Raw genomic sequence first — 26208 nt, forward strand, 5'->3', positions numbered from 1 at the left:
TTCAGGTCTGTGTCAGCGGCCGAGGGGAGAGATGTGTCTGCGGTCGATCCGGCCACCGGCTCCGCGGCCGACCCCCGGCTCCCGGCAGGCCTTCCGACCGGGGTCACCGGCGTCGTCCTGGACTCCCGTCAGGTCGGTCCCGGAGACCTCTACGTGGCCCTGCCCGGGACCAACACCCACGGTGCCCGGTTCGCCGCCGCCGCCCGCGACGCCGGGGCACTGGCGATACTCACCGACCCGGCCGGTGCGGCACTGATCGGTGAACTCGACATCCCGGTGCTGCAGGTCGCCGACCCGCGGGCGGTGATGGGGCCGTTGGCCGCGGTGGTCCACGGCGAGCCCGCGCAGCGGCTACGCCTGGTCGCGGTCACCGGGACCAATGGCAAGACCACCACGGCCCACCTGATCGAGGCCGGCCTGCGCGCGGTCGGGGATCACGTCGGAGTCATCGGCACCAACGGGTTCGCCGTTGACGGCCGACCGCTGGACCGTCGGCGTACCACCGTCACCACCCCCGAATCGCCGGACCTGCATGCACTGCTGGCCGACATGGCGGGCCAGGGCGCGGCGGACGTGGTGATGGAGGTGTCGTCGATCGCGATGGCCTACCAGCGCACCGCCGGTGCCCGGTTCGAGGTCTCGGCCTTCACCAACCTGGGGCGTGACCACCTCGACTTCCATGCCGACATGGAGGAGTACTTCGAGGCCAAGGCCTCCTTGTTCACCCCCGAACACAGCCGCCGGGCAGTGGTCGTGATCGGCGACGGGACCGGTGAGTACGGACAGCGCCTGGCCGACCGGATCACCGCAGCCGGCGAGCTGCCGCTGCTGACCGTCGGCGCCCCGGAAGCCGACTACCACCCGCTGGAGGTACGCACCGCGAACGGCCGGACCGAGATCCTGGCGGCCACACCGCACGGGGAGCTCCGCTTCAGCACACCGCTGCCCGGCCGGTACAACGTGCGCAACGCCCTGACCGCGCTGGCCTGTGTCGACTCCCTCGGCCTGGACATCGGCACCGCCGCCCGCGGACTGACGAGCGCGACCGTCCCCGGCCGGATGCAGCCGGTGGTGCTGTCCGGGGACGCCCCGCAGGTCTTCGTCGACTTCGCCCACACCCCGCAGGCGGTGGAGGCCGCCCTGACCGCCGCCGGTGAAGGGGGCCGCCGGGTGATCGCGGTGCTCGGCTGCGGCGGTGACCGCGATCGGAAGAAGCGGGGGCCGATGGGGGCCGCTGCGGCTCGTCGGGCGGCAGTGGTGCTGATCACCGACGACAATCCGCGGACAGAGGACCCCGCCGCGATCCGGGCGGCCGCCCTGGCCGGTGCCCGCGAAGCCGTCGACCAGCTCGCCGATGAAGGTCGCGAGGTGGACCTGCGTGACGCCGGCGATCGGCGCAGCGCGATCCGTACCGCCCTGGCGCTGGCAGCGCCCGGTGACGTGGTGGCCGTGCTCGGCAAGGGGCACGAACAGGGCCAGGAGATCGCCGGTGAGATACGTCCGTTCGACGACGCCACGGTGATCGCCGAGTGCTGGTCGGCACTGTCCGAGGGAGAACGGCCATGAGGATCCTTCGGCTGGCCGAGATCGCCGCCGCCGTCGACGGCCGGGTGATCGGTGACCCGGAACTGCCGGTCGGTCCGCAGGTCAGCATCGACTCCCGCCGGCTCACCGCCGGGGCGCTGTTCGTCGCCGTGGCCGGGGAACGCGTCGACGGCCACGACTACGCCGCCGATGCGATCGGCTCCGGTGCCGCGGCGGTGCTCACCGAACGCCCGATCGGCGACCTGCCGCAGGTGGTCGTCGCCGACACGGTGGTCGCCCTGGGCGCGCTGGGCCGCTATGTGCTGGACCATTCCGAGGCCGAAGTGGTGGCACTCACCGGCTCACAGGGCAAGACCTCGACCAAGGACCTGCTGGCCCAGTTGCTGGAGGCCAGCGGCCCGACCGTCGCCCCGGTGGGGTCGTACAACAACGAGTACGGGCTGCCGCTGACCGCCACCGGGGTCGAACCCGACACCCGCTGGCTGGTCGCCGAGATGGGTGCCCGCGGTATCGGCCACATCGCGCACCTGTGCGCCCTGACCCCGCCGACGGTGGGGGCGGTACTGAACGTCGGACACGCCCACATCGGTGAGTTCGGCGACCAGGAGACGATCGCCCGGGCCAAGGGCGAGCTCGTCGAGGCACTCCCCGCCGATGGCTGGGCGGTGCTGAACGCCACCGACCCGCGGGTCGCGGCGATGGCCGAGCGGACCTCGGCCCATCTGGCCTGGTGGGCGGTCGGAGGCCGTCCACGGCAGGCCGGGGAACTGTTCGTCTGGTCCACCGAGGAGAGCGTCGACGCGCTCGACCGTTACAGCTTCACCCTGAACGTCGCCGATGTGGCCGGGGTGGGTGATGGTCACCGGGTACGACTGCAGCAAAGCGGCCGCCACCAGATCGGCAATGCCCTGGCCGCCGCCGCCTGCGCCGTGGCGGTCCTGGGGACCGAGGCCGCTGAACGGATCGCCGGACAGCTGTCGGCCGCCGGCGCCCGGTCGGCCTGGCGGATGGAACTGACCCGACTGCGTCCACCCGGGGGCGGGCCGGGTGAGGTGTTGTTGATCAATGACGCCTACAACGCCAACCCGGACTCGATGCAGGCGGCGTTGAACAGCCTGGCCAACATCGCCCGCCAACGCTCCGGTCGGGCGATCGCCGTGGTCGGTGACATGTTGGAGCTCGGACCGGCCAGCAGGGCAGAGCATGAGGCCGTGGGTCGTGCTGCGGGCGCGTTGAACCTCGATCTGCTCCTCGGAGTGGGAGAGTATTCGGCGGCGACCGTGGACGCAGCCCGTACCGCCGGGGTGCCACAGGTACGCACGATGGCCGCACAGACCGACCAGGACAGGAGAGACGTGGCAGCACAGATCGAAGCCGACCTGCGCGCCGGGGACGTCGTCTTGGTGAAGGCGTCGAGGGCCCAGCAGTTGGAGGTCGTCGCGGCCGCACTGGTCGAGAGCCTGGGGGCCGTACCGGAGACGGAGGAGGTGTCGGAGCGATGAGAGCGATCCTGCTGTCCGGCGGCATCTCGATGATCATCACCCTGCTCGGGACCCGCCTGGCGATCGGGTACTTCACCAAGCACGGGTACGGCCAGTTCATCCGCGAGGACGGACCCACCAGCCACCACACCAAGCGGGGTACACCGACCATGGGTGGTCTGGTGATCATCCTGGCCACCGTCCTCGGCTACTTCATCGCCCACCTGCTCACCTGGTCGGCACCGACCGCCTCGGGCCTGCTGATCCTCTGGTTGTTCGTCGGTATGGGCATCGTCGGGTTCCTCGACGACTGGATGAAGATCTCCAACCAGCGCAGTCTGGGGCTGAACGCGAAGGCGAAGCTGATCGGCCAGGCGATCGTCGGCATCTCCTTCGCCGTCGCCTCCCTGCTGCTGCCCGACGAGCGCGGGGTCACCCCTGCCTCCTACGCACTGTCCTTCCTGCGCGACTTCGGACCACAGCTGCCACTGGTGCTGGTGGTGATCTGGATCATCCTGATGATCGCCGGCACCTCCAACGCGGTGAACCTGACCGACGGTCTGGACGGTCTGGCCACCGGCGCCTGCGCGATGATCTTCGCCAGCTACACCCTGGTGAACATCTGGCAGTCCAACCAGTCCTGCGGATCCATCCGCTCGGTCGGTGCCGGCTGTTACGAGGTACGCGATCCGCTCGACCTGGCGATGGTCTCGATCGCCCTGGCCGGTGCCTGTTTCGGCTTCCTGTGGTGGAACGCCAAACCGGCGAAGATCATCATGGGTGATTCGGGATCCCTCTCCCTGGGGGCGGCACTGGCCGGTATCGCGATCTTCACCCGGACCGAGCTGCTGCTGGTGATCCTCGGCGGCCTGTTCGTCGTGGTCACCGCCTCGGTGATCCTGCAGGTGGGCTACTTCAAGGCGACCAAGGGCAAACGCCTGTTCAAGATGGCGCCGCTGCATCACCACCTGGAGTTGCTCGGCTGGGCCGAGGTGACGATCGTCATCCGGTTCTGGATCATCGCCGGGATCTGCTCGGCCCTGGGGCTGGGCCTGTTCTACGCCGAATGGGTGGCCTGGCTGTGAGCGCCGGGCCGCGACCGGACGGGCCGGACCTGGCCGGGTGGCGCGGTCCCCGGGGTGGCGACCACTCCCAGCCCTGGCCCCGGGCCACCGTGGTCGTCGGCGGGATCGCCCGCTCCGGGTTCGCCGTCGCCGACGCCTTGTTGCAGCTCGGTGCGCGGGTGATCGTCTGCGACGAGTCCGACAGTCCCGACAATCTCGAACGGGCCACCTTGTTGGAGGTGCTCGGCGCCGAGGTCCGGCTCGGGACCGGAGCGAGCGCCGAGTTGCCCGCTCGGCCCGACCTGCTGATCACCTCACCCGGATGGCGACCGGACAACCCGCTGCTGCGCCAGGCCGCGGCGCTGGGCGTACCCATCTGGGGCGAGCCCGAGCTGGCCTGGCGGATGTCGGACGTACCCTGGCTGGCGATCACCGGCACCAACGGCAAGACCACCACCACCCGGATGCTGGCCGAGATCCTGACCGCGGCCGGTCTGCGGACCGCTGCGGTCGGCAACACCGGGGCACCGATCACCGAGACCGTGCTGGATCCGGAGGGCTACGACGTACTGGCGGTGGAGCTGTCCAGCTTCCAGCTCCACTGGTCGAACAGCATCGCCCCCTGGTCGGCGGCGGTGCTGAATCTGGCCGAGGACCATGTCGACTGGCACGGTTCGATGCAGGCCTATGCCGCGGACAAGGCCCGGATCTACTCCGGGGTCAGCCACGCCTGCGTCTACAACGTCGCCGATCCGGCGACCGAGCAGATGGTGGTCGACGCCGAGGTGGTCGAGGGCGCCCGGGCGATCGGCTTCACCCTGGGCGTGCCCGGGCTGAGCATGCTCGGGGTGGTCGACGACCTGCTGGTGGACCGGGCCTTCGTCGCCGAACGGCGTACCTCGGCCGCCGAACTGCTGTCGATCTCCGAGCTGCCCTCACCCGGGCCGTACACCGTCGCCAATGCCCTGGCCGCAGCCGCCCTGGCCCGCTCCTTCGACGTCTCACCACGGGCGGTCCGCGACGGGCTGCGGGCCAGTACCCCGTTGAAGCACCGGATGCAGCTGCTGGCCACCACCGACGGCATCGACTGGATCGACGACTCCAAGGCGACCAATCCGGCCGCGGCGGAGGCCTCCCTGGCCAGCCATGACTCGGTGGTCTGGATCGCCGGGGGACAGGCCAAGGGGGCCACCTTCGACGACCTCGTCCGCAGGCACGCGCCCCGGCTGCGAGCGGCGGTGCTGATCGGGGTGGACGCCGAACGGATCGCCGAGGCGCTGCGCCGACACGCGCCGCAGGTCCCGCTGATCCATCTCGAGGCCACCGATAGTGGTGTGATGAGGCAGGCGGTGGAACGGGCACACGAACTCGCCCGGCCCGGTGATGCGGTGCTGCTGGCACCCGGAGCGGCCAGTCACGACATGTGGAGCGACTTCGCCGCTCGGGGTCGGGACTTCGCCGCCGCCGTCGCCACCGTCACCGGCAGCGACCTGCGTACCCAGCCCGACCCCGATGTCCACCCGGCGGAGCCGGGCACCGACCCCAGCTCTGGAGACTCGACGAAGGAGTAGCACCCGTGGCGGATGGATCTTCCCCCCATACCCGCGAAGGCCGAACCGGCCGGACACAGCCCGTCGTCGACGAACCGGTCACCGACCGCGACCTGCGCGACCAACTGCGGGCCGTACTCGCCCATCCGATGGCGACCACCCATCTGGTCGTGGCCTCGTCGGTGCTGCTGGTCGGCCTCGGGGTGATGATGGTGCTGTCGTCCTCCAGCGTCTTCGCCGGTGAGAACTACGGCGACCCCTACTACTTCCTGAAACGCCAGGGGTTCTTCCTGGTGATCGGGGTGGTGGCCGCGATCGTGTTGTCCCGATTGACCCCGTCCACCCTGCGTACCCTTTCCTGGGTGGCGATGATCCTCGCCTGCGTCCTGCTGATCCTCACCTACACCCCGCTGGGGGTGGAGGTGAACGGCAACCGCAACTGGCTGAAACTGGGCACCGATCTGTTCCGGATCCAACCCTCGGAGTTCGCCAAGCTGGCGCTGATCATGTGGGGTGCCGACATCTTCCACCGCAAGCAGCGGTTGCTCGAACAGCCCAAGCACCTGCTGGTGCCGTTCCTGCCCGGTGCGCTGGTCCTGATCGGGCTGGTCGTGTTCCAGGGCGACCTCGGTACGGCGGTGATCATGATCGCGATCGTCGCCGCCGTCCTCTGGGCGATCGGTACGCCGATGAGGCTGCTCGTCTCGATGACGGTGCTGACCATCGCCGCCCTGGTACCGATGACGGTGCTCTCGGCGGACCGGATGCGCCGGTTCAGCTATTTCTTCAACCCCGACGAGGGTCTCGACGGCTCCAACCTGCAGCAGATCCAGTCGCTGTACGGGATCGCCAGCGGGAGCTGGTGGGGTGTCGGTCTGGGTGGCAGCCGGCAGAAATGGGGAGCCCTTCCCGAGGCGCACAACGACTTCATCTTCGCCGTGATCGCCGAGGAGCTCGGGCTGATCGGCAGCCTGTCGGTGCTCGCCCTGTTCGCCGTGCTGACCTTCGCCGGCCTGCGGATCGCGCTCCGCAGCGACATCCCGTTCTGCCGCTACACCGCCGCCGGGATCACCGCCTGGTTCTCGCTGCAGGCGCTGATCAACATGGCCGTGGTGCTGCGGATGCTGCCCGTGCTGGGTGTGCCATTGCCTATGGTGTCCTACGGTGGTTCCGCACTGTTGGCCAATCTGTGCGCCCTGGGCGTACTGGTTGCCTGTGCCCGGCATGAGCCGGAGGCCCGGCAGTTGCGGGCACAGCGACGTCGTGGCAGTGCCCCGCGCGTGACCACCCTGGTCGGCAGCCGCTGAGCTGCGCCGGCCGGGCGGCACCGCAAGGCGCCACTGGTGGGCCCGGCGCAAGGCCGGTCCCGGAGAGGAGAATCGGTCGCATGACGACGCAGAACGGTCCGGCCGCGGACGTATCGAGCGGTCCGGAGAAGGTCCGACACATCGCACTGGTGGGCGGAGGGACCGCGGGGCACACCTCGCCGCTGATCGCGACGGCGCAGCAACTGGTCAACTCCGGTGTCCGGGTGACCGCACTCGGCACCTCCCGGGGACTGGAGAGCCGGGTCGTTCCCGACGCCGGGATCCCGCTCGAACTGATCGAGGCCGGTCCGCTGCCGCGGCGCCCCAATCTGGACCTGTTCGCACTCCCGGTCCGGCTGCTGAGGTGGGTGCGCTCGGCCAAGCAGACCCTGCAGCGGCTGCAGGTCGACGCCGTCGTCGGGTACGGCGGGTACGTCTCCACCCCGGTCTACCTGGCCGCGAAGCAGTTGAAGCTGCCGATCCTGGTGCACGAGCAGAATGCCGTCCCGGGGGTCGCGAACAAGGTCGGCGCCCGGTTCGCCGAGCGTGTCTTCGCCACCTTCCCCGGCACCGAACTGGGCGATTCGGCACAGATCATCGGACTGCCGCTGCGCGCGGCGATCGCCGACCTGGACCGGGAGGCCGCCCGGCCGGCGGCCCGGGAGGCCTTCGGGCTCGGTGAGGACCAGCCGGTACTGCTGGTCAGCGGTGGATCCCAGGGTGCGGCCAGCATCAACGCCGCGGTGCTGCAGGCCCGGGATGCGCTGCTGGCCGCCGGGGTGCAGGTGCTGCACGTCCTCGGTCCGGACAAACTGACCGAGGAGCACCGCAGCATCACCGACCCCGAGACCGGCGCCGGCTATCACCCGATCGGGTTCGTCGACATGATGCAGGATGCCTATGCCGCCGCCGACCTGATGATCGGTCGTTCCGGGGCGGGCACGGTGGTGGAGACCGCAGTGGTCGGGTTGCCGACCGTGCTGGTGCCGCTGCCGCACGGCAACGGTGAGCAGGTACGCAATGCCGAGTCGCTGGTCCGTGCCGGCGGTGCCCGGTTGGTCGAGGACTCCGCATTCACCGCCACCTGGATCGAGGCCGAGGTGATCGACATGGTGAAGAACCCGGAGCTGCTGCAGCAGATGTCAACTGCGGCGAAGGCGAGCTTCCCCTCCGATGCAGCCGAGGTGCTGGCCCGAGCAGCAGTGGCAGTGGCCCGGTAATGGCGCTGGTCGCACCGGTCGACCTGGCCGGTCTCGTACCGGCAGATCTCGCGCCCCTGCACTTCATCGCCGTCGGTGGTTCCGGGATGTCCGGGATCGCCCAGATCTATGCCGACCTGGGCCTGCAGGTCTCCGGCAGCGACAAGGCGGACTCGCCGACGCTGCAGGCGCTGCGGGGCATCCGTACCCATGTCGGACACAGCGCCGGACAACTCGCCGATGCGCGGACCGTGGTCGTCTCCTCGGCGATCGCCGAGGACAACCCGGAACTGGTCGAGGCACGCGCCCGCGGGCTGCGGGTGCTGCATCGGTCGGCCGCCCTGGCCGTGCTGATGGGCCGGCGGGTCTCGATCGCGGTCGCCGGTACCCATGGCAAGACCACCACCTCGGCGATGATCGTCGCCGGTCTGCGGGCGGCCGGGGTGCACACCGGGTTCGTCGTCGGTGCGCCGATCGCCGGGATCGGCAGCAGTGCCGAGGCCGGGACGCCGGGGACACCGTTCGTCGCCGAGGCCGATGAGAGTGACGGTTCCTTCCTGCAACTGCCGCGGGAGATCGTGGTGGTGACCAATGTGGAGGCCGACCACCTGGACAACTGGGGGACTCCGCAGGCCTATGCCGCGGGATTCGACCGGTTGCTGGCCACAGCCGGTACGGCGGTGGTGAACCTGGCCGATCCGGGCGCGGCCGCACTCGTCGAGCGGGCCGCGGCCGCCGGTGTCGCAGTGGTCGGCTACGGCACGGCGGATGCCGAGGTGCCATTGACCGGCATCGCCTTGTCGGTGCCCGGGGCGCACAACCGATCCAATGCCACCGCCGCGGTCGCCGTGCTGCAGTTGCTCGGCATCGACGACCTGTCCGGGGTGTCGGCCTTCAGCGGCACCCACCGGCGTTTCGAGCCGGTCGGCGAGGTCAACGGGGTCCGGGTCTTCGACGACTACGCCCACCATCCGACCGAGGTCGCCGCCACCTTGGCCGCTGCCCGGGAGGCCGGGGGAGGACGGGTGATCGCGATCTTCCAGCCGCACCTGTTCAGCCGTACCCGGGATCAGGCCGAGGGATTCGCCGAGAGCCTGGCCGCCGCCGATGAGGTCTACCTGCTGGACATCTACCCGGCGCGGGAACAGCCGATCCCCGGTGTCACCTCCGCGCTGATCGCCGACCGGTTGCCCGGTGCCGAGGTGGTCTCGGCCGAGCAGCTGCCCGGTCTGATCGCTGCCGCCGCCAGGCCCGGCGACATCGTGCTCACCCTGGGGGCCGGTGACATCACCCGACTCGGCCCGAAGATCGTCGCGGAGTTGCCCCGGTGAGCTCTGCCACCGAGATCTCCGGGGCGCTGCAGCAGCGCCGCCGGCGACGGTTCCGGAACCGGCTGCGCAATGCCGGGATCGTCGCCGCCGTGCTGGTGCTGCTCGCCGGCCTGGTCTACCTGGTCGGTTTCTCACCGGTGTTCGCGGTCCGGGAGACGGTCGTGGAGGGCAATCGCCTGCTGTCGGTCGACGAGGTCACCGAGGCGGCACAGGTACCGACAGGTGAACCGTTGATCCGGGTCTCGGAGACCGACATCGCCGATCGGGTGGTCGCCGGCCTGCCCGAGGTGGCCCAGGTGACGGTCAGCCGGGATCTGCCCGGCACCGTCCGGATCGCGCTCGTCGAACGAGAACCGGTGATGGTGGTCGGTGCGGAGGCGTCGCGGGTCTTCGTCGCCGCCGACGGTGCCACCTTCGCCTATCGCGAGGTGGAGGGCCTCGACCTGCCGGTCGCCGACGTACCCGAGGGTGACGCGCGGTTGTTGTCCGAGGTCGCCTCGGTCGCCGGTGCGCTGACCCCGGAGCTGCAGGAGCGGGCCGAGCAGATCACCGCCACCGATCGCGACGACATCACCCTCGAACTCGACGGCGGCCCCGACATCTTCTTCGGCTCCGCCGACGAACCTGCGTTGAAGGCCGAGGTGGCCACCGCCTTGTTGGGCCAGGACGCCCAGGTGATCGATGTCAGCTCCCCGGGGAACCCGGTCACCCGCTGAGACCTGGACCTGCTTTCGCCCAGGGTCACGTGTCCACGTCCGTTCCGCAGATCCTGCAGCTCAGGGAGTCGTTTGCGTGCGATACCTGCGGAACGGACGAGGCGCGGGCCGTTCTCAGACCCCCAGCGGCTCCCGCGCGATGCCCAGGATCTCCGCACTCGGAGTCAGCAGTGACTCCGCAGCACTGCGACCGGTGGTGTCGAGGTAGGACCGGACCAGGCGTGCGCCGACGGCGTACCCGGCACCGGTGGGCAGACCGACCGGCTCGGCGCCGAACAGGCGGGCCGAGGCGTCCCCGTGCACACCACCGGCCCACCCAGCAGGTCCGATCCGGACCTGGTCGGCGCCACGACGGCAACCGAATTGGCAACACCCGACCCGACGGAGCAGACTCGGCGGGTGCGGAAGAGGCAGCGGTGACCGAAGGGCGACGTTCTGTCTGGCGGCTCGGCCTCGCCCTCGTCGGGGCAGCCCTGGTCGGCGGGTCGATGGCCATGCAGACCCGGGCCAACGGTGAACTCGGTCAGCGTCTCGACGACGCCTCTGCCGCGGCCCTGTGGTCCTTCGGCAGCGGCTTCGTGATCATGGTGGTCCTCTGCGCCCTCCTGCCCAGCGGTCGGCGCGGACTGGCCCGGATGATCGCCGCGGTGCGGTCGGGGGAGTTGCCCCGATGGACCCTGTTCGGCGGGGTGATCGGCGGCTGTTTCGTGTTCGCCCAGTCGTCGATCTCACCGCTGCTGGGGGTCGCGCTGTTCACCGTCGGGGTGGTCACCGGGCAGAGCATCGGCGGTATCCTCACCGACCGCTTCGGCGTCGGACCGGGCGGGCCCCGCCCGGTCACCTGGCCCCGGTTGCTCGGGGCGGTGGTGATGGTGATCGCCGTGGCCTGGGGTGCATCGTCGGGGATCAGCGCCAGCGCGCCGATCCTGTGGTTGTTGGTGCCACTGATGATCGGCATCGGCATGGGATGGCAACAGGCCGGCAACGGCAAGGTACGGGTGGCCTCCGGTACGGCGCTGATGCCCACGCTGACCAACTTCACCAGCGGCTCGGCCTTCCTGCTGATCGGCTTCCTCGTCCATCTGGCCGTCGCCGGACCGCCGAAGCTCGTCGCGGTGCCCTGGTGGTCGCTGCTGGGCGGCGTGATCGGTGTGGTCTACATCGGCGCCTCGGCGATCCTGGTCGAACAGCTCGGCGTCCTGCTGTTGTCACTCGGACTGGTTGCCGGGCAGGTGATCACCTCCCTGGTCGTCGACCAGTTGCTGCCGGCGGCAGAGCACACGCTGACCGTGGCCATGGTCGGCAGTGCCGCGTTGACGGTGGTCGCCGTCGCCATCTCGGCAATTCCCGACAAACAAGTCTCAGGTAGAGGTTGAGGCATATCTCCGACTCCAGGCCTGCGGTGTTGGACACCGCCGTGGGCGCTCTCTAGCCTGTGAGCAAGTCTGGCGCTCACCCTTCTTAAGGAATTCTCGTGGCTAATCCCTCCCACAACTACCTGGCCGTGATCAAGGTCGTCGGTGTCGGGGGCGGTGGCGTGAACGCCGTCAATCGAATGATCGAGTCCGGTCTCCGCGGCGTCGAGTTCATTGCGGTGAACACCGACGCCCAAGCACTGCTCATGAGTGATGCCGACGTCAAGCTCGACGTCGGTCGCGATCTCACCCGCGGACTCGGCGCCGGCGCCGACCCGGACAAGGGCCGGCAGGCCGCCGAGGATCATGCCGACGAGATCGAAGAGGTGCTCAAGGGCGCCGACATGGTCTTCGTCACCGCCGGTGAAGGCGGTGGCACCGGTACCGGTGGCGCCCCCGTCGTCGCCCGGGTCGCCCGCGCGCTCGGCGCGCTGACCATCGGTGTGGTCACCCGCCCGTTCGGCTTCGAGGGTCGCCGGCGGCAGAACCAGGCCGATGAGGGCATCGAGCGCCTGCGCGAAGAGGTCGACACCCTGATCGTGATCCCCAACGACAAGCTGTTGGAGATGACCGACCATCACGTCGCCATCCTCGACGCCTTCAAACAGGCCGACCAGGTGCTGATGCAAGGCGTCTCCGGGATCACCGAACTGATCACCACCCCGGGTCTGATCAACCTCGACTTCGCCGATGTGAAGTCGGTGATGTCGAATGCCGGTTCGGCGCTGATGGGTATCGGCTCGGCCCGTGGCGAGGATCGAGCCCAGGTGGCGGCCGAGATGGCCGTCTCCTCGCCCCTGCTGGAGGCGAGCATCGACGGCGCCCATGGTGTGCTGCTCTCGATCGCCGGCGGATCGGATGTGGGTCTGCACGAGGTCTCCGCCGCGGCGCACCTGATCCAGGCCTCGGCCCATGACGAGGCCAACATCATCTTCGGCACCGTGATCGACGACGCCTTGGGCGATGAGGTACGGGTGACCGTGATCGCCGCCGGTTTCGAGAACGGTGGCGTCGCGAAGCGTCAGGATCCGGCCCGGAACCGTCGCCCGGCACCCGAACTCAGCCGCCCGGCCGAGACCAAGCGTCCCGATTCCGGTGAGCAGTCCCGGCCGTCGGAGTCCACTCGACCGTCGTCGGGGGCATCGGAGCGTCCGAGCGGGCCGACCACCTCCGGGACCAGTGGTTCGACCGGCACCGGTTCCACGGCCACCGGTGGTTCCTCCTCGCGCCCGACCCAGCCCGGAAGCACCCCTCCCGGGCCGTTCAGCGGCAAGTTCAACGACCCCGACGACGACCTCGACGTCCCCGACTTCCTGAAGTGAGCCGGTACGCCGGTCGTACCCATGGTGCGGTCGGTGGCTGATCATGTTCTGTCGATACGCCGAGCCTGCTGCCCCCGGTCTGCCGGGATACGCCTTCAGTGACGCCGAGTGGACCTTCGGCCGTTCCGAGCTGATCGGCACCGACCCGATCCGTGACGCCGTCGAGCTGGTGCTCGACGGCGCGGGCATCGAGCGATGTCACGCCCTGCGGCAGATCCACAGCGCCGAGGTGGTGACCGTCGACCGTGCCGAACTGTCGCGCTACGGCCGCTACGGCTACCTGGGGTCCTCGGCACCGGAATCGTCGATCCCGTTGCGGGCGGCCGACGCCCTGGTCACCGACCTGCCCGGGGTGGCGCTGCTGATCCGTACCGCCGACTGCCTTCCGGTGGTCTTCACCGATGCCGAGGCCGGGGTGGTCGGAGTCGCCCACGCCGGCCGGGTCGGTCTGGCGGCAGGGGTGTTGGTGGCCACGGTGGCGGCCATGCGGGATCTCGGTGCCGCACGGATCCGGGCGGTGATCGGCCCGGCGATCTGTGGTGACTGCTACGAGGTGCCCGCGCAGATGCGCGAGGAGGTGTCGACCCAGGTGCCCGGATCGGCCGCCACCACCAGCTGGGGTACGCCCAGCCTCGACCTGCCCAAAGGTGCGGCGCAGCAGCTCGACCGGCTCGGCGTGCAGGTGGAGGACCTCGAGCTCTGCACCCGAACCGACCCGGGGTTGCACTCCTATCGCCGTGACGGTGCGGCGTCGGGACGGCTCGGCTCCTTTGTCTGGATCGCCCCGCGTGTCGGCAGCGGGATTCCCGGATCGGACTCGGCACGGCGGTAAAGTCACCGGCGTCAGCTCCACCGGGCTGACGAGTTGGTGCCCGTGCAGCGGTGCCACCGTGACCGTGGCTGTGAAGGGAAGATCGATGGCCGACCGCATCAAGCGCGCCGCCGCGTGGCTGGGTCTCGTGGCGGATGACCGATACGCCGACGAGTACTACGACGAGGAGCTCACCGAGGGCGTGCAGCTCGAGGAGAACGACCGACGCAGCCAGCATCGCGACGCCGACCGCGATTCGCGCCTACATGCCGACGAGGAGGGGACCGTGGCCACCCTCGAGCCGCAGCGGGAGCCGGAGACACGCAACGAGACCGCCGACCTGTCCCGGATCATCACCGTGCACCCCCGTACCTACAACGAGGCCCGTACCATCGGTGAACATTTCCGTGACGGGCTCCCGGTGATCATGAATCTCTCCGAGATGGAGGACGCCGACGCCAAGCGGCTGGTCGATTTCGCGGCCGGCCTGATCTTCGGTCTGCGCGGCGACATCGAACGGGTCACCAGCAAGGTCTTCCTGCTCTCGCCGCGGAACATCAATGTCACCGCCGAGGACAAGGAACGGATCGCCGGCGGGTTCTTCAACCAGTCGTGAATCACCGTTCTTCCCCAGGACCTGCGACCACGATGTCTGCGACCACCGGGTCACTTCACTTGTCCGGATCGGGCAGGATGGTTCCATGACCGGATCGAGTGGGCTGTACATGCTCGGCAGCGTGATCAACATCGTGCTCGTCGTGTATCTCGGGATCCTGCTGGCCAGGGTGGTGCTGTCGTGGATGCCGCTGTTGGTCCAGGACTGGTCGCCGCGAGGGCCGGTACTCGTCCTTGCCGAGGCCGTCTACACCCTGACCGACCCGCCGCTGCGATTCTTCAGCAAGTTCCTGCCCCCGGTGAGAATCGGGCAGGTATCGTTGAGTTTGGCTTTCATCGGCCTGACCTTTGCGATTATGATTCTTCGTATCCTCAATGCCCAGTTACTCATGCGCTGACTTCGGTGCTAACCTGCCACAGCGCATGTACTTTGTGCGCGATCCGACATTCGTGAGGTGACAGATGACCATAACCCTGGACCAGATCCGCGACACGAAGTTCCATGTGTCCAAGCGCAATGGTTACGAGGTGACCGAGGTCGACCGGTTCGTCGACCAGGTGGAGGAGTCGTTCGCGCAGCTCACGGAGGAGAACAACAGCCTCAAGAAGCAGGTCGAGGCGCTGAAGACCGCCCAGGCCAATGCCGAGCGTGCTGCGCAGGCGAAGCCGGCTGCCGATGAGCAGCCCACCCAGGAGCAGCCGCGGGTGCAGGAAGCACCGGCCGCCAAGCCCGAGCCGCAGCCCGTGGTGACCCAGCCGGCGCCGGCGACCAGCGGTACGGTCGGCGACGGTGTGGAGAAGATCGTCGTCACCACCACGCCGGAGGCAAGTGCCGCCGTGGTGCGGCTGGTACAGCTGCACACCGAGCAGGTGGAGACCATGGAGGCCGAGGCCAAGGCCGACGCCAAGGCCAAGATCGACCAGGCCAATGCCCAGGCCAAGAAGATCACCGACGACGCCCAGGCCAAGGCCAAGCAGGTCGAGGCCAACGCCCGTACCAACGCCGACAAGCTGATTGCCGACGCCCAGCGCAATGCCGACGACCTCGGTCGGCAGGTCGACAACCGTCGGACCGAGCTCTTCAGCGCCCTGGAATCCGAGCGCGACGAGCTGCAGACCGCCGTCGACGAGCTGCGCGACTACGAGCAGCGTTACCGCAACAGCTTCACCGAGCAACTGCGGGAGGCTCTGGAGAGTGTGCAGGGGGCGAGCATCGCACCCGACAACGAGCCCGGTCTGGCCAAGCGCAGCAACACCAGCGGCGCCGCCAACGACTCCGGCGCCACCGGTGCCCGGACCGCCAACAACGAGGGCGGCACCCCGCGGCTCGACGCCCTGCTGGGCGAGAACCGCAACTGACCGACCGCTCGCGACGACCGGGGATCCCACTGGGGTCCCCGGTCGTTCCATGTCCTGAGGCCTTGCCCCGAGACCTGTGTCCTGAGGGCTTGCCCCGAGACCTGTGTCCCGGAGAACCGTGCCCGGAGAACCGGCTCCGGAGGCGGCCCCGGGCCCCGCATGCTGTGTGTTCGCCATGGACGGTTCCGGCGGCTGTCGCGGGCTTGTCGGTGTCGGGTACGCTTCGGCGGACCCGAACTGCCACGGCCAACGCTCGAGGCGGTCCCCGGCGCCGCAGAGATTGTCGAAGGAGCGTATTTCAATGACCCCCAACAAGCGTGCGACTGTTGCCGAGTCGGCCGCCGCAGCCGAGCCGGTGAAGGACGCCTCGGCGCTCGCCGACCCGGTCGCCGCGATGCCCATTCGCGAGGGCGAGGACCCGTGGACGGCCGAGGAGGTGCAGGAGGTACGCGCCGATCTGCTCGCCGACATCGAGCGGCTGCAGAAGCAGATCGACTCCGCCGAGGGTGACCTGGCCGGTCTGATCCGCGACGGCGCCGACTCCGCCGGGCGTGATCCCGCCGACATCGGTGTCGCCAACTTCGAGCGTGACCAGGAGATGACCTTGGCCCACAGCGCCCGGGAGGCGCTCGCCCAGTCCCGTGACTCCCTGCGGGCGATCGAGCAGGGCACCTACGGTTACTGCTCCGAATGTGGCGAGCCGATCGGCAAGGGCCGACTGCAGGTGCATCCGCGCGCCTCCATGTGCGTCCGCTGCAAGCAGCGTGCCGAGCGTCGCTGAACCGGCACCGGCCCGCTGGCCGGTCCTGACCTTCGTGCTGGGACTGGTGGCGACGCTGGTGGCGGCCGACCAGTTGCTCAAGGAGTGGGCGCTGGCGAATCTGCAGCTGAACCAACCCCAGCCCTTCATCGGCGAACTGCTGCAACTGCGGCTGATCTTCAACTCCGGTGCCGCCTTCGGGATGGGCGCCGGTCTGACCTGGATCTTCTCCCTGCTGGCGATCCTGGCCAGTGTGGTGATCGTGGTGATCATCCTGCCCCGGCTGCGTCATCTCGGCTGGGCGGTGGCGATCGGCCTGATCCTCAGCGGCATCCTGGGCAATCTGACCGACCGGTTGCTGCGCCCGCCGGGCCCGCTGCTGGGTGAGGTGATCGACTACCTGCAGCTGCCCAACTGGCCGATCTTCAACCTGGCCGACATGTGCCTCAGTTTCGGTGCGGTGACCGTGATCGCCCTCTCCTTCTTCGCCAGCCGTGGCCTGGACGGCAAACCCGTGCCGCAGGAGCCCGGCAAACAGCCGGAAGCCGTGTCGTGAGCGGTCGACTGCTGCTCGTACCCGACGGTCTGGCGGGGGAGCGGATCGACATCGCAGCCGCCAGGATGCTCGGTCTGTCCCGGAGCCGGATCGCCGGTCTGATCGATCACGGACTGGTCAGCCTGGACGGCCGGACGGTGACCAAGGCCTCCCAGCCGGTCGGGCCGGGGGCCGTGCTCGAGGTCGACCTGGATGAGCGGCCCAGTGGCGTGCAGGTGGTACCGCGGGAGGTCGAGGGGATCGGCATCGTCCACGACGATGCCGACCTGGTGGTGGTGGACAAACCCGCCGGTGTCGCCGCACACCCATCGCTGGGCTGGGAGGGGCCGTCGGTGGTCGAGCACCTGGCAGCGGCCGGGTTCGGCATCTCCACCTCCGGCGCGGCCGAGCGGCAAGGCATCGTCCAGCGCCTCGATGTCGGCACCTCGGGGCTGATGGTGGTCGCCAAGAGTGAACACGCCTACTCGGTGCTGAAACAGGCCTTCCGGGACCGGGAGGTCGACAAGACCTACCTGGCTGTTGCCCAGGGTCATCTCGAATCCGCGGCCGGGACGATCGATGCGCCGATCGGCCGGCACCCCAGTGGTGAGTGGAAGATGGCGATCATCGACGGTGGCCGTGGCTCGGTGACCCATTACGAGACCCTCGAGGTGTTCCGCGGGGCGACGATGCTGCAGCTGGGACTGGAGACCGGTCGTACCCACCAGATCCGGGTGCACCTGTCGGCCATCCGGCATCCATTGGTCGGCGATCTGACCTACGGCGCCGATCCGGTGCAGGCCGACAGGCTCGGTCTGCAGCGCCAGTGGCTGCACGCGACCCGGCTGAGTTTCCGGCATCCGGGCACCGGTGAGCAGGTCACCTACGATTCCGAACCGCCGACCGATCTGACGACAGCTGTGGATCTGTTGCGCGACCGGTGAGTACCGGTACGCCGAGCCGCCGGAGTTCGCTAGTGTCGAGATGTGCGTAGAGCGAAAATTGTCTGCACGCTCGGACCGGCCAGCTCCAGTCCTGAGCGACTCGAAGAACTCATCCGGGCCGGGATGGACGTGGCCCGGTTCAACATGTCCCACGGCGACTACGGGGACCACGAGAAGGCGCTGAGCGCGGTACGGCAGGCTGCCGAGAATGCAGGCCGGCCGATCGGCACCTTCGCCGATCTGCAGGGGCCGAAGATCCGCCTCGGCCGGTTCACCGAGGGCAAGGTCGACCTGGCCTACGGTCAGACCTTCACCATCACCACCGATCAGGTCGCCGGTGACGCGACCCGCGCCTCGACCACCTACGAGGGTCTTCCCGGTGATGTCCGACCGGGCGATGCGGTGCTGATCGACGACGGCCGGGTAGCACTGGAGTGCATCGAGGTGAACGGCAATGACGTGGTCTGCCGGGTCACCGTGGGTGGGCCCATCTCGAACAACAAGGGCATCAACCTGCCCGGGGTTGCCGTCGCCGTGCCCGCCATGAGCGAGAAGGACATCGCCGACCTGCGGTGGGCACTGAAGATGGGCTTCGACATGGTGGCCCTGTCCTTCGTCCGTAGCGCTGCCGATGCCGACCTGGTGCACCAGGTGATGGAGGAGGAGGGGCGGACCGTCCCCATCATCGCCAAGATCGAGAAGCCGCAGGCGGTGGAGAACATGCGGGAGGTGATCGACGCCTTCGACGCGATCATGGTCGCCCGTGGCGATCTGGGCGTGGAACTGCCGCTGGAACAGGTGCCGTTGGCGCAGAAGCGGATCATCGAGCTGTCCCGCCGCCGGGTGAAGCCGGTGATCGTGGCCACCCAGATGCTGGAATCGATGATCAACAACCCGCGACCGACCCGCGCCGAGGCCTCCGATGTGGCCAATGCGGTGCTGGACGGTGCAGATGCGGTGATGCTCTCGGGGGAGACCAGTGTCGGGCAGTACCCGGTGACCGCCGTCGCCACCATGGCGAAGATCATCTCCGGGGTGGAGACCAGTGGCTTCGACGAGATCGCGAAGATCGACTGGGATCCGCACACCACCGGCGGCGTGATCGCCAAGGTCTCGGTGGAGGTGGCCGAGCGGCTCGGTGCCCGCTATGTGGTCACCTTCTCCAAGTCCGGGGACACCGCCCGTCGGGTCGCCCGGTTGCGGGCCAGGATCCCGTACCTGGCGGTGACCCCGCTGGAACGCACCCGACAGGAACTGTCCATGGTCTGGGGTTCGGAGACCTTCCTCACCGAGGAGGTCTACAACTTCGACGACCTGGTCGCCCAGGTGGACGAGCTGCTGGTCGGCAACGGGCTGGGTGAGCCCGGTGAGCTGGTGGTCGTGGTGGCCGGTACGCCGGTCGGGGTGCCCGGCAACACCAACGCCCTGCGGGTGCACGTGATCCGTGATCCCGAGGCCGCCGGAACGCGCTGAGCTGCTGGTTGATCGACAACGGCCCCGGATCGACGATCCGGGGCCGTTGTGCGTGGTGCCGGGAAGGGGAGTCGAACCCCTATGGCCTTTCGGCCAGACGGGTTTGAGCCGTCCGCGTATACCATTCCGCCACCCCGGCAGGGCGAGCGCCGACAGTCTAGCCACAAGCCCGCTCCGATGCGATTCGAGCATCGGGGACTGACCGACCGGCCGGGTGCGGTCTTGCCGACACGGGCAGAAGATGGACGACAGGTTTGCCGAGGCTTGACTCGGAGGCCAGAATGCAGGTGTGAGTAATCAAGATGAGCGCGCCGCCGTCGAGGACGATCGCGCTGCGGACGAGTCCGCGACCGAGCAGAGCAGTCCCGCCAGGCGAGTGCTGGTCGCCGAGGACGAGGCGCTGATCCGGCTCGACCTGACCGAACTGCTCACCGATCAGGGTTACGAGGTGGTCGGCGAGGCGGCCGACGGTGAGGAAGCCCTCAAGCTGGCCCGCGAGCTGACCCCCGATCTGGTCGTGATGGACGTGAAGATGCCGCGCCGCGACGGCCTCAGCGCTGCCCGCGAGATCGCCCAGGACCGGATCGCGCCGGTGGTGATGTTGACCGCGTTCAGCCAGCGGGAGCTGATCGAGGAGGCCCGCGAGGCAGGTGCCATGGCCTATGTGGTGAAGCCCTTCGATGCCTCCGATGTGGTGCCGGCGATCGAGATCGCCGTCGCCCGCTATGCCGAGATCCGCGCAGTCGAGGCCGAGGTCGAGGACCTGGCCGACCGGCTGGCCGCACGGAAGGCCGTGGACCAGGCCAAGGCGCTGCTGCAGAAGGGCTTCAAGATGACCGAGCCCGAGGCCTTCCGCTGGATCCAGAAGACCGCCATGGACCTGCGCAAGCCGATGCGGGAGGTCGCCGAAGGCGTGATCGACCAGGCCAAGCGCAACGACGGCAAGGGTCTCCCCAAGCGCAACCGCGCCTGACCGGTCCCGGTCACCTCGTCGGCCGGCTGTGCGGCTCTCGGCACCGGCTCGGCGCGGGCATTTTGGGTAGTCATTCGGACATCGCTGCCGTATACGGCAGCAGTGGCCGAAAAGCGACCACAAATGCCGAGATCGGCCGAGCTCAGGTTGAATCAACGGCAGACGGAGGTCGGCGGGGATGAGTCCTCTCCTCGTCGGTTCCGGGGGTGCGTCGGCCGACGGGTCTTTGTCGGCCGGGATCGGTAGGCTCGGACGGTGACTTCCACTGAATCGACCGTCCCGGCGAAGCGTCCCCGGCTGCTGTTGATCGACGGGCATTCGGTCGCCTACCGGGCCTTCTTCGCCCTGCCGGTGGAGAACTTCGCGACCCACACCGGCCAGCACACCAATGCCGTCTTCGGGTTCACCTCGATGCTGATCAATGTGCTCCGCGACGAGCAGCCGACCCATGTCGCGGTCGCCTTCGACGTTTCCCGGCAGACCTTCCGCTCCGAGCTGTACCCCGAGTACAAGGCGAACCGCTCGACCTCTCCGGACGAGTTCAAGGGGCAGGTGCAACTGATCAAGGAGGTGCTGGACGCGCTGCGGATCCCGCATCTGGAGCTCGAGGGGTACGAGGCCGACGACATCATCGCCACCCTGGCCACGAACGCCGCCGCCGACGGCGCCGAGGTGTTGATCGCCAGCGGTGACCGGGATGCGATGCAACTGGTGACCGATCAGGTCACCGTGCTCTACCCGCGCAAGGGTGTCTCCGACCTGGCCCGGATGACGCCCCAGGCGGTCACCGAGAAGTACCTCGTCGCACCCGAGCGCTATCCCGACCTGGCCGCCCTGGTCGGTGAGTCCAGCGACAACCTGCCCGGGGTGCCGAAGGTCGGGCCGAAGACCGCGGCCAAGTGGCTGGGCGAGTACGGCGATCTGGACACGGTCCTGGCCCATGCCGAGCAGATCAAAGGGGTCGCCGGACAGAACCTGCGCGACATGATCGACAGCGTCCGGTTGAACCGGCAGCTCAACGCCGCCGTCCGCGACCTGCAGCTCCCGGTCGGCCTGAGCGACCTGCAGCGTCACGACTGGGACCGGGAGGCCACCCACACCTTGTTCGACGCGCTCGAGTTCCGGGTGCTCCGGGATCGGTTGCTGGAGTCACTGCCGAACGAGGAGGCCGAACCCGAGGGTGGATTCGAGCTCACCGGGGCCAAACTCGCCGAGGGTGAGCTGGCCGACTGGCTGGCCGCCCACGCCACCACCGATCGGGCCGGGATCGAGTTCGTCGGCACCTGGGGTGGTGGCACCGGAGACCTGCAGGTGGTGGCCCTGGCCTCCGCCGATGGTGCCGGAGCCTGGGTCGACGTCACCGAGCTCAGCCCGGCCGACGACCGGGTGCTGGCCGATTGGCTCGCCGACGAATCCCGGGCCAAGGCGATGCATGGCGCGAAGGGCCCGCTGCTGGCGGTCTGGGCCCGCGGGTGGGATGTCCGGGGCATCGCCTCCGACACCCAGCTCGCGGCGTACCTGCTCAAACCCGACCAGCGGACCTTCGACCTGGCCGACCTGGTGGTCCGGCATCTGAAGCGCGAGCTGGCCGTGGACACCCCGACGATCGTCGCCGAATCCGATCAGGACACGTTGTTCGCCGAGGAGGAGACCTCGGCGAGTGACGCGGCGGCCGAGGCGGCGATGATTCGGGCTCGGGCGATCATCGACCTCTCCCTGGCCCTCGACGCCGAGCTCGAGGCACGCAACAACCTGCACCTGCTGACCGATGTGGAACTTCCCCTCGAGCGCACCCTGGCGGTGATGGAACAGGCCGGTATTGCGGTCGACACCGGCTACCTGGAGGGCCTGGAGTCGGAGTTCGACACCGCGGTCCGCGAGGCCGCACAGCGGGCCTACGACGTGCTCGGCAAGGAGGTGAACCTGGGATCGCCGAAACAGCTGCAGGTGGTGCTCTTCGACGAGTTGCAGATGCCGAAGACCAAACGGACCCGGACCGGTTGGACCACCGATGCCGATGCTCTGCAGCAGCTGTACGCCAAGACCGAGCACCCGTTCCTGGCCCACCTGCTGGCCCATCGCGACCAGATCCGGTTGCGGCAGACGGTCGAGGGACTGCTGAAGTCGGTCGCTGACGACGGCCGGATCCACACCACGTACCTGCAGACGATCGCTGCCACCGGCCGGCTGTCCAGCACCGATCCCAATCTGCAGAACATCCCGATCCGGACCGAGGACGGCCGCCGGATCCGGAAGGCCTTCGTCGTCGGCGAGGGGTACGAGACCCTGCTGACCGCCGACTACAGCCAGATCGAGATGCGGATCATGGCCGATGCCTCCGGGGACGCCGATCTGATCCAGGCCTTCCGTTCCGGGGAGGACTTCCACACCGTCACCGCGGCGAAGGTCTTCGACATCGCTCCGGAGCAGGTGGGCACCGCCGAACGCGCGAAGATCAAGGCGATGAACTACGGCCTGGCCTACGGTCTGAGCGCCTACGGCCTGAGCCAGCAGTTGAAGATCGACACGTCGGAGGCGAAGGCCCTGATGGAGGAGTACTTCGAGCGGTTCGGCGGAGTCCGCGACTACCTGCAGTCGCTGGTCGCCGGTGCCCGACGGACCGAATACACCGAGACCTTGTTGGGGCGTCGGCGCTACCTGCCGGATCTGATGAGCTCGAACCGGCAGCGCCGGGAGATGGCCGAGCGGATGGCGCTGAATGCACCGATCCAGGGGTCGGCGGCCGATATCATCAAGCTGGCCATGCTGGACGTGGAGCGCGCGCTGACCGAACAGGGTATGCGCAGCCGGATGCTGCTGCAGGTCCACGACGAGTTGGTCTTCGAGGCTGCACCCGGTGAGTCCGACGCCTTGGAGGCACTGGTCAGGGAGAAGATGGGCAACGCCGTCGATCTGCAGGTGCCGTTGGACGTGTCGGTCGGTCGGGGCAGATCCTGGCATGACGCTGCCCACTAGGAAGGACACATGAGCACTCCGCCCGAGGCCGGCACCGCGTCGGCAGACCGCGCACCGGTTCGGTTCGAGATCGGTCGGTACCTCCCCGCCTGCTTCGGCCTGCTCGGGCTGCTGTTCGGTGTCTGGAGCCTGTGGGACCAGCAACTTCCGCTGATGACCAGGGGCGAGTCGATCGGCCTGATCGCCGCGGTCGGGTCCTTGATCGCGGCCTGGGTGGTCTACCCGTTCCAGCGGCGCCGGACGAACCGCAGCCAGCTCGACTGGCGCCGGCGGTCCTTCTTCACCCGGCACGGGATCGACACCGTGATGCTCACCGTCGCCCACGGTGTGATCGCCTTCCTGCTCTGCCTGGGCATATTCGGGCTCTTCCAACTGGGTTTCGTCGACCTCACCCTGGACCCGGTGGCAGGTGCGCTGCTGATCGCCGTCGCCACCTACGTCGCCGCTTCGATGTCCCACTACTCGGCGAGCATCCCGACCTCGGTGCATTTCACGAATGTGCTGATCACCCTGCTGGTCTCAGGCTGCATCGGCGCGATGTTGATCGCCAAGGACTCCAGCTGGTGGCAGCGTGACTTCTCCCAGCTCGGCGGTCTGGGCAACCTCGGGGCATTCACCCTCAACGCCACCTTGGTGCTGTCCGGCCTCGGCGTGATCGTGCTCGGCGACTACGTGGCCAAGGAACTGGTCAACCACCGCACCCAGGTACGGCCGGGCGGCATCCGGTTGATCCGCTGGCTGCTCGCCGTGGCAGGTGTGCTGATGGTCCTGATCGGCCTCATTCCGGTCAGCCTGTCCCGCCCGATCCACGTCTTCTTCGCCATGGCCATGGCGCTCACGCTGATGTTGATGATGGCCCTGACCCCGCTGGTGGTGCTCGGTTTCGACCGCGGGTTCAGCTGGGCATCCGGTGGCGCGGTGGGCGTCGTGGTTGCCGCGATCTTCCTCAGCCGGGTGGTCGGCTACTTCAGCTGGACCGCGGTGGAGGTGGTTTCGTCGACCGTCATCTTCGCCTGGGTGACCGTGTTCGTCCGCCGGGTGGCCGATACGGAGGCAGCCTCTGCCACCGAACCCGCGTCGTCGACCGACCCGGATCCCGCCGCGGTACGGGCTGAGCCCGCCCAGCACGACCGGGCGATCGAGCGTGATACCGGCCGGGCACCGACGGTCGGCGGCCACGAACCGGTGAGCCCCGAGCCCGCCCGGGAGCACCGGGTCGGTACCGGCGACTGAGGTCGGTCCGCTTCCGGCGCGTGTGGTGCCTTCCGAGAGCTTCGGTCAGTGCGCGATCGGCGGGGTGTCGGGTTGCTGCGCCGGTACGTACCGTCCCATCGCCACCACCAATGGCAGCGCGACCAGTGCCAGACAGGCCGCCACCGTCATCGCCGTCTCGAATCCGGCCGACTGGGCCGCCACGGAATTCGGATCCCCGGCCGAGGCCGCGACGGTCGATGAGATGGTCACCAGCAAGGCGATCCCGGCTGCCCCGCCCACCTGCTGCATGGACCCGAGCCAGGCGCTGCCGTGCGGATAGAGGTGCGGTGGCAGATCGTTCAGGGCGGTGGTGAACATCGGCGTGAACAGCAGCGACAGGCCCACCGTCATCACGGTGTAGGTACCCACGTAGAGACCGATCGGTGTCTCCAGGGTGGTCCGGCTGAAGGTGAACAGGCCGCCGCTCAACATCAACAGGCCGGGGATCGCGAGCACCCGCGGACCGAATTTGTCGAAGGCCGAACCCACCAAGGGACCACTGAGCCCCATCAGCAGACCGCCGGGGAGCACGATCAGGCCGGCCGCCAGGGGACTCAGGCCGACCGGGCCCTGCAGGTGCAGTGGCAACAGGATCGCGATCCCCATCAGTGCGCCGAAACCGATCACCATCACCGTGACCCCCAGGGCGAATCGCCGATGGGTGAAGGTCCGAAGATCCAGCAGGGGAGTGCCGGTGGTGCGTTGCAACTGGTACTGCCGGGCGACGAAGGCGAGGAGACCGAGCACACCGATCGGCAGGCTCAACCACAGCGGGAGCCCACCGCCGCCACTTTCGCCCAACTGGCTCAGCGAGTAGACCAGGCCGCCGAAGCCCAGTGCGGCCAGGGGCAGGGTGACCACGTCCAACCGGTTGTGTGAGGGCTGGTTGACGTTGACCAGCTTCCACCAACCCATCGCCAGGGCGATCAGACCGATCGGCAGCATCACGGCAAAGATCGCCCGCCAGGTGCCGAAGACGCTGAGGATCACTCCGGAAGCGGTCGGGCCGAGTGCCGGGGCCAAGGAGATGACGATGCCGATCATGCCCATCGCCGAGCCACGACGATGGACCGGCACCAGGTTCAAGATGGTGGTCATCAGCAACGGCATCATCACCGCCGTACCGCTGGCCTGCACCACTCGGGCCAGCAACAGCACGCCGAAGACCGGCGCGATCAGCGCAAGCAGGGTGCCGGCGCTGAACAACGACATCGCGGCGATGAAGACGCTCCGGGTGCTGAAGCGCTGGATCACCCATCCGGACAGCGGGATCACCACCGCCATCGTCAACATGAAGGCGGTGGTCAGCCACTGGCCGGCGCGTTCGTCCACGCCGAGATCGGCCATCAACTGGTGCAGCGCGTTGGCCATCACCGTCTCGTTCAGGATCACCACGAAGGCGGCACCGATCAGCAGGCCGATGATCAGCAGCGCCCCGGGGGGAACCGTGGAGGGGCCGGCGGCATCGGCCCGGTCTGGACCAGATGCCGGATCGGAGGGTCGCGGCTCGGCGGCAGGTTCGGTGGCCATGGGTGCCCTTTCGGCGACGCTCGGTGGAGCCGGTCGAGGCGGGTGTAT

22 protein-coding genes, 1 tRNA gene and 1 pseudogene are annotated in these 26208 nt (G+C 68.7%); 21 read left to right on the forward strand and 3 right to left on the reverse strand.

Annotation, left to right across the window (positions count from 1 at the left end):
• Positions 1 to 33 precede the first annotated feature (33 nt).
• The 8 genes and pseudogenes from CLV29_RS01970 to CLV29_RS02005 all read left to right on the forward strand — a co-directional run bounded on the left by CLV29_RS01970 (position 34) and on the right by CLV29_RS02005 (position 10193).
• Positions 34 to 1566, forward strand: a complete 1533-nt coding sequence (locus tag CLV29_RS01970; RefSeq protein WP_243831670.1) for a UDP-N-acetylmuramoyl-L-alanyl-D-glutamate--2,6-diaminopimelate ligase — start codon at positions 34 to 36, stop codon at positions 1564 to 1566.
• On the forward strand, positions 1563 to 3047 hold the full coding sequence (locus tag CLV29_RS01975; protein WP_133753400.1) for a UDP-N-acetylmuramoyl-tripeptide--D-alanyl-D-alanine ligase: 1485 nt from the start codon (positions 1563 to 1565) through the stop codon (positions 3045 to 3047). The genes CLV29_RS01970 and CLV29_RS01975 overlap by 4 nt, the downstream gene beginning before the upstream one ends.
• A complete protein-coding gene (gene mraY, locus CLV29_RS01980) occupies positions 3044 to 4111 on the forward strand; it encodes a phospho-N-acetylmuramoyl-pentapeptide-transferase (RefSeq protein ID WP_133753401.1) in 1068 nt (355 codons plus the stop codon). The genes CLV29_RS01975 and mraY overlap by 4 nt, the downstream gene beginning before the upstream one ends.
• Positions 4093 to 5580, forward strand: a pseudogene (gene murD, locus CLV29_RS01985) (UDP-N-acetylmuramoyl-L-alanine--D-glutamate ligase); the annotation flags it as partial. The gene mraY and the pseudogene murD, both read left to right, overlap by 19 nt.
• An 86-nt stretch (positions 5581 to 5666) precedes the next feature.
• Positions 5667 to 6947 carry a putative lipid II flippase FtsW gene (gene ftsW / locus CLV29_RS01990; RefSeq protein WP_208292721.1) on the forward strand — a complete coding sequence of 427 codons (1281 nt, stop codon included), beginning with the start codon at positions 5667 to 5669 and terminating at the stop codon, positions 6945 to 6947.
• A gap of 80 nt (positions 6948 to 7027) precedes the next feature.
• Positions 7028 to 8167, forward strand: a complete 1140-nt coding sequence (gene murG, locus CLV29_RS01995) for an undecaprenyldiphospho-muramoylpentapeptide beta-N-acetylglucosaminyltransferase (protein ID WP_133753403.1) — start codon at positions 7028 to 7030, stop codon at positions 8165 to 8167.
• Positions 8167 to 9477 (forward strand): UDP-N-acetylmuramate--L-alanine ligase, encoded by a 1311-nt coding sequence (murC, locus tag CLV29_RS02000; RefSeq protein ID WP_133753404.1) that lies wholly within the window; start codon positions 8167 to 8169, stop codon positions 9475 to 9477. Before murG ends, murC begins: the two co-directional genes overlap by 1 nt.
• Positions 9474 to 10193, forward strand: a complete 720-nt coding sequence (locus tag CLV29_RS02005) for a cell division protein FtsQ/DivIB (RefSeq protein ID WP_133753405.1) — start codon at positions 9474 to 9476, stop codon at positions 10191 to 10193. Before murC ends, CLV29_RS02005 begins: the two co-directional genes overlap by 4 nt.
• A gap of 114 nt (positions 10194 to 10307) precedes the next feature.
• Here CLV29_RS02005 and CLV29_RS16630 read toward each other — a convergent pair whose 3' ends face one another.
• Positions 10308 to 10496 (reverse strand): DUF2268 domain-containing putative Zn-dependent protease, encoded by a 189-nt coding sequence (locus CLV29_RS16630; protein ID WP_243831671.1) that lies wholly within the window; start codon positions 10494 to 10496, stop codon positions 10308 to 10310.
• A 113-nt stretch (positions 10497 to 10609) separates the two neighbouring features.
• Here CLV29_RS16630 and CLV29_RS02015 point away from each other — a divergent pair, with 113 nt between their 5' ends.
• The 10 genes from CLV29_RS02015 to pyk all read left to right on the forward strand — a co-directional run bounded on the left by CLV29_RS02015 (position 10610) and on the right by pyk (position 19427).
• Positions 10610 to 11569, forward strand: coding sequence for a DMT family transporter (locus tag CLV29_RS02015; RefSeq protein ID WP_133753407.1), 960 nt, complete (start codon positions 10610 to 10612; stop codon positions 11567 to 11569).
• Between the two features lie 98 nt (positions 11570 to 11667).
• Positions 11668 to 12930: a cell division protein FtsZ gene (gene ftsZ / locus CLV29_RS02020; RefSeq protein ID WP_133753408.1), complete on the forward strand. Its 1263-nt coding sequence runs from the start codon at positions 11668 to 11670 to the stop codon at positions 12928 to 12930.
• Positions 12931 to 12973: 43 nt separating this feature from the next.
• Positions 12974 to 13762, forward strand: coding sequence for a purine nucleoside phosphorylase YfiH/LACC1 family protein (locus CLV29_RS02025; RefSeq protein ID WP_133753409.1), 789 nt, complete (start codon positions 12974 to 12976; stop codon positions 13760 to 13762).
• Positions 13763 to 13847: 85 nt separating this feature from the next.
• Positions 13848 to 14357, forward strand: coding sequence for a cell division protein SepF (locus CLV29_RS02030; RefSeq protein WP_133753410.1), 510 nt, complete (start codon positions 13848 to 13850; stop codon positions 14355 to 14357).
• A gap of 85 nt (positions 14358 to 14442) precedes the next feature.
• Positions 14443 to 14754 (forward strand): YggT family protein, encoded by a 312-nt coding sequence (locus CLV29_RS02035; protein WP_243831672.1) that lies wholly within the window; start codon positions 14443 to 14445, stop codon positions 14752 to 14754.
• Positions 14755 to 14818: 64 nt separating this feature from the next.
• Complete coding sequence (locus CLV29_RS02040) at positions 14819 to 15715, forward strand: DivIVA domain-containing protein (protein WP_133753411.1); 897 nt, start codon at positions 14819 to 14821, stop codon at positions 15713 to 15715.
• A 301-nt stretch (positions 15716 to 16016) separates the two neighbouring features.
• Positions 16017 to 16496 carry a TraR/DksA family transcriptional regulator gene (locus tag CLV29_RS02045; RefSeq protein WP_133753412.1) on the forward strand — a complete coding sequence of 160 codons (480 nt, stop codon included), beginning with the start codon at positions 16017 to 16019 and terminating at the stop codon, positions 16494 to 16496.
• Positions 16480 to 17031, forward strand: a complete 552-nt coding sequence (gene lspA, locus CLV29_RS02050; protein WP_166649099.1) for a signal peptidase II — start codon at positions 16480 to 16482, stop codon at positions 17029 to 17031. The genes CLV29_RS02045 and lspA overlap by 17 nt, the downstream gene beginning before the upstream one ends.
• 8 nt (positions 17032 to 17039) lie before the next feature.
• Positions 17040 to 17954 carry an RluA family pseudouridine synthase gene (locus tag CLV29_RS02055; RefSeq protein WP_279586473.1) on the forward strand — a complete coding sequence of 305 codons (915 nt, stop codon included), beginning with the start codon at positions 17040 to 17042 and terminating at the stop codon, positions 17952 to 17954.
• A gap of 42 nt (positions 17955 to 17996) precedes the next feature.
• Entirely contained in the window at positions 17997 to 19427 is a 1431-nt protein-coding gene (gene pyk / locus CLV29_RS02060) for a pyruvate kinase (RefSeq protein WP_133753414.1), read from the forward strand.
• 53 nt (positions 19428 to 19480) lie between these two features.
• Here the strand turns inward: pyk and CLV29_RS02065 are convergent.
• Positions 19481 to 19566: transfer RNA gene (locus CLV29_RS02065), tRNA-Leu, on the reverse strand.
• A gap of 237 nt (positions 19567 to 19803) precedes the next feature.
• On the opposite strand from CLV29_RS02065, the gene CLV29_RS02070 reads away from it, so the two are divergent.
• The 3 genes from CLV29_RS02070 to CLV29_RS02080 all read left to right on the forward strand — a co-directional run bounded on the left by CLV29_RS02070 (position 19804) and on the right by CLV29_RS02080 (position 24609).
• Complete coding sequence (locus CLV29_RS02070; RefSeq protein WP_243831847.1) at positions 19804 to 20400, forward strand: ANTAR domain-containing response regulator; 597 nt, start codon at positions 19804 to 19806, stop codon at positions 20398 to 20400.
• A 255-nt stretch (positions 20401 to 20655) separates the two neighbouring features.
• A complete protein-coding gene (gene polA, locus CLV29_RS02075; protein WP_133753416.1) occupies positions 20656 to 23376 on the forward strand; it encodes a DNA polymerase I in 2721 nt (906 codons plus the stop codon).
• Between the two features lie 9 nt (positions 23377 to 23385).
• A complete protein-coding gene (locus tag CLV29_RS02080; protein WP_133753417.1) occupies positions 23386 to 24609 on the forward strand; it encodes a DUF998 domain-containing protein in 1224 nt (407 codons plus the stop codon).
• 45 nt (positions 24610 to 24654) lie between these two features.
• Here the strand turns inward: CLV29_RS02080 and CLV29_RS02085 are convergent, their stop codons facing one another.
• A complete protein-coding gene (locus tag CLV29_RS02085) occupies positions 24655 to 26160 on the reverse strand; it encodes an MDR family MFS transporter (protein ID WP_133753418.1) in 1506 nt (501 codons plus the stop codon).
• Between the last annotated feature and the right edge of the window lie 48 nt (positions 26161 to 26208).

It is taken from the genome of Naumannella halotolerans, assembly GCF_004364645.1.
Lineage (GTDB): Bacteria > Actinomycetota > Actinomycetes > Propionibacteriales > Propionibacteriaceae > Naumannella > Naumannella halotolerans.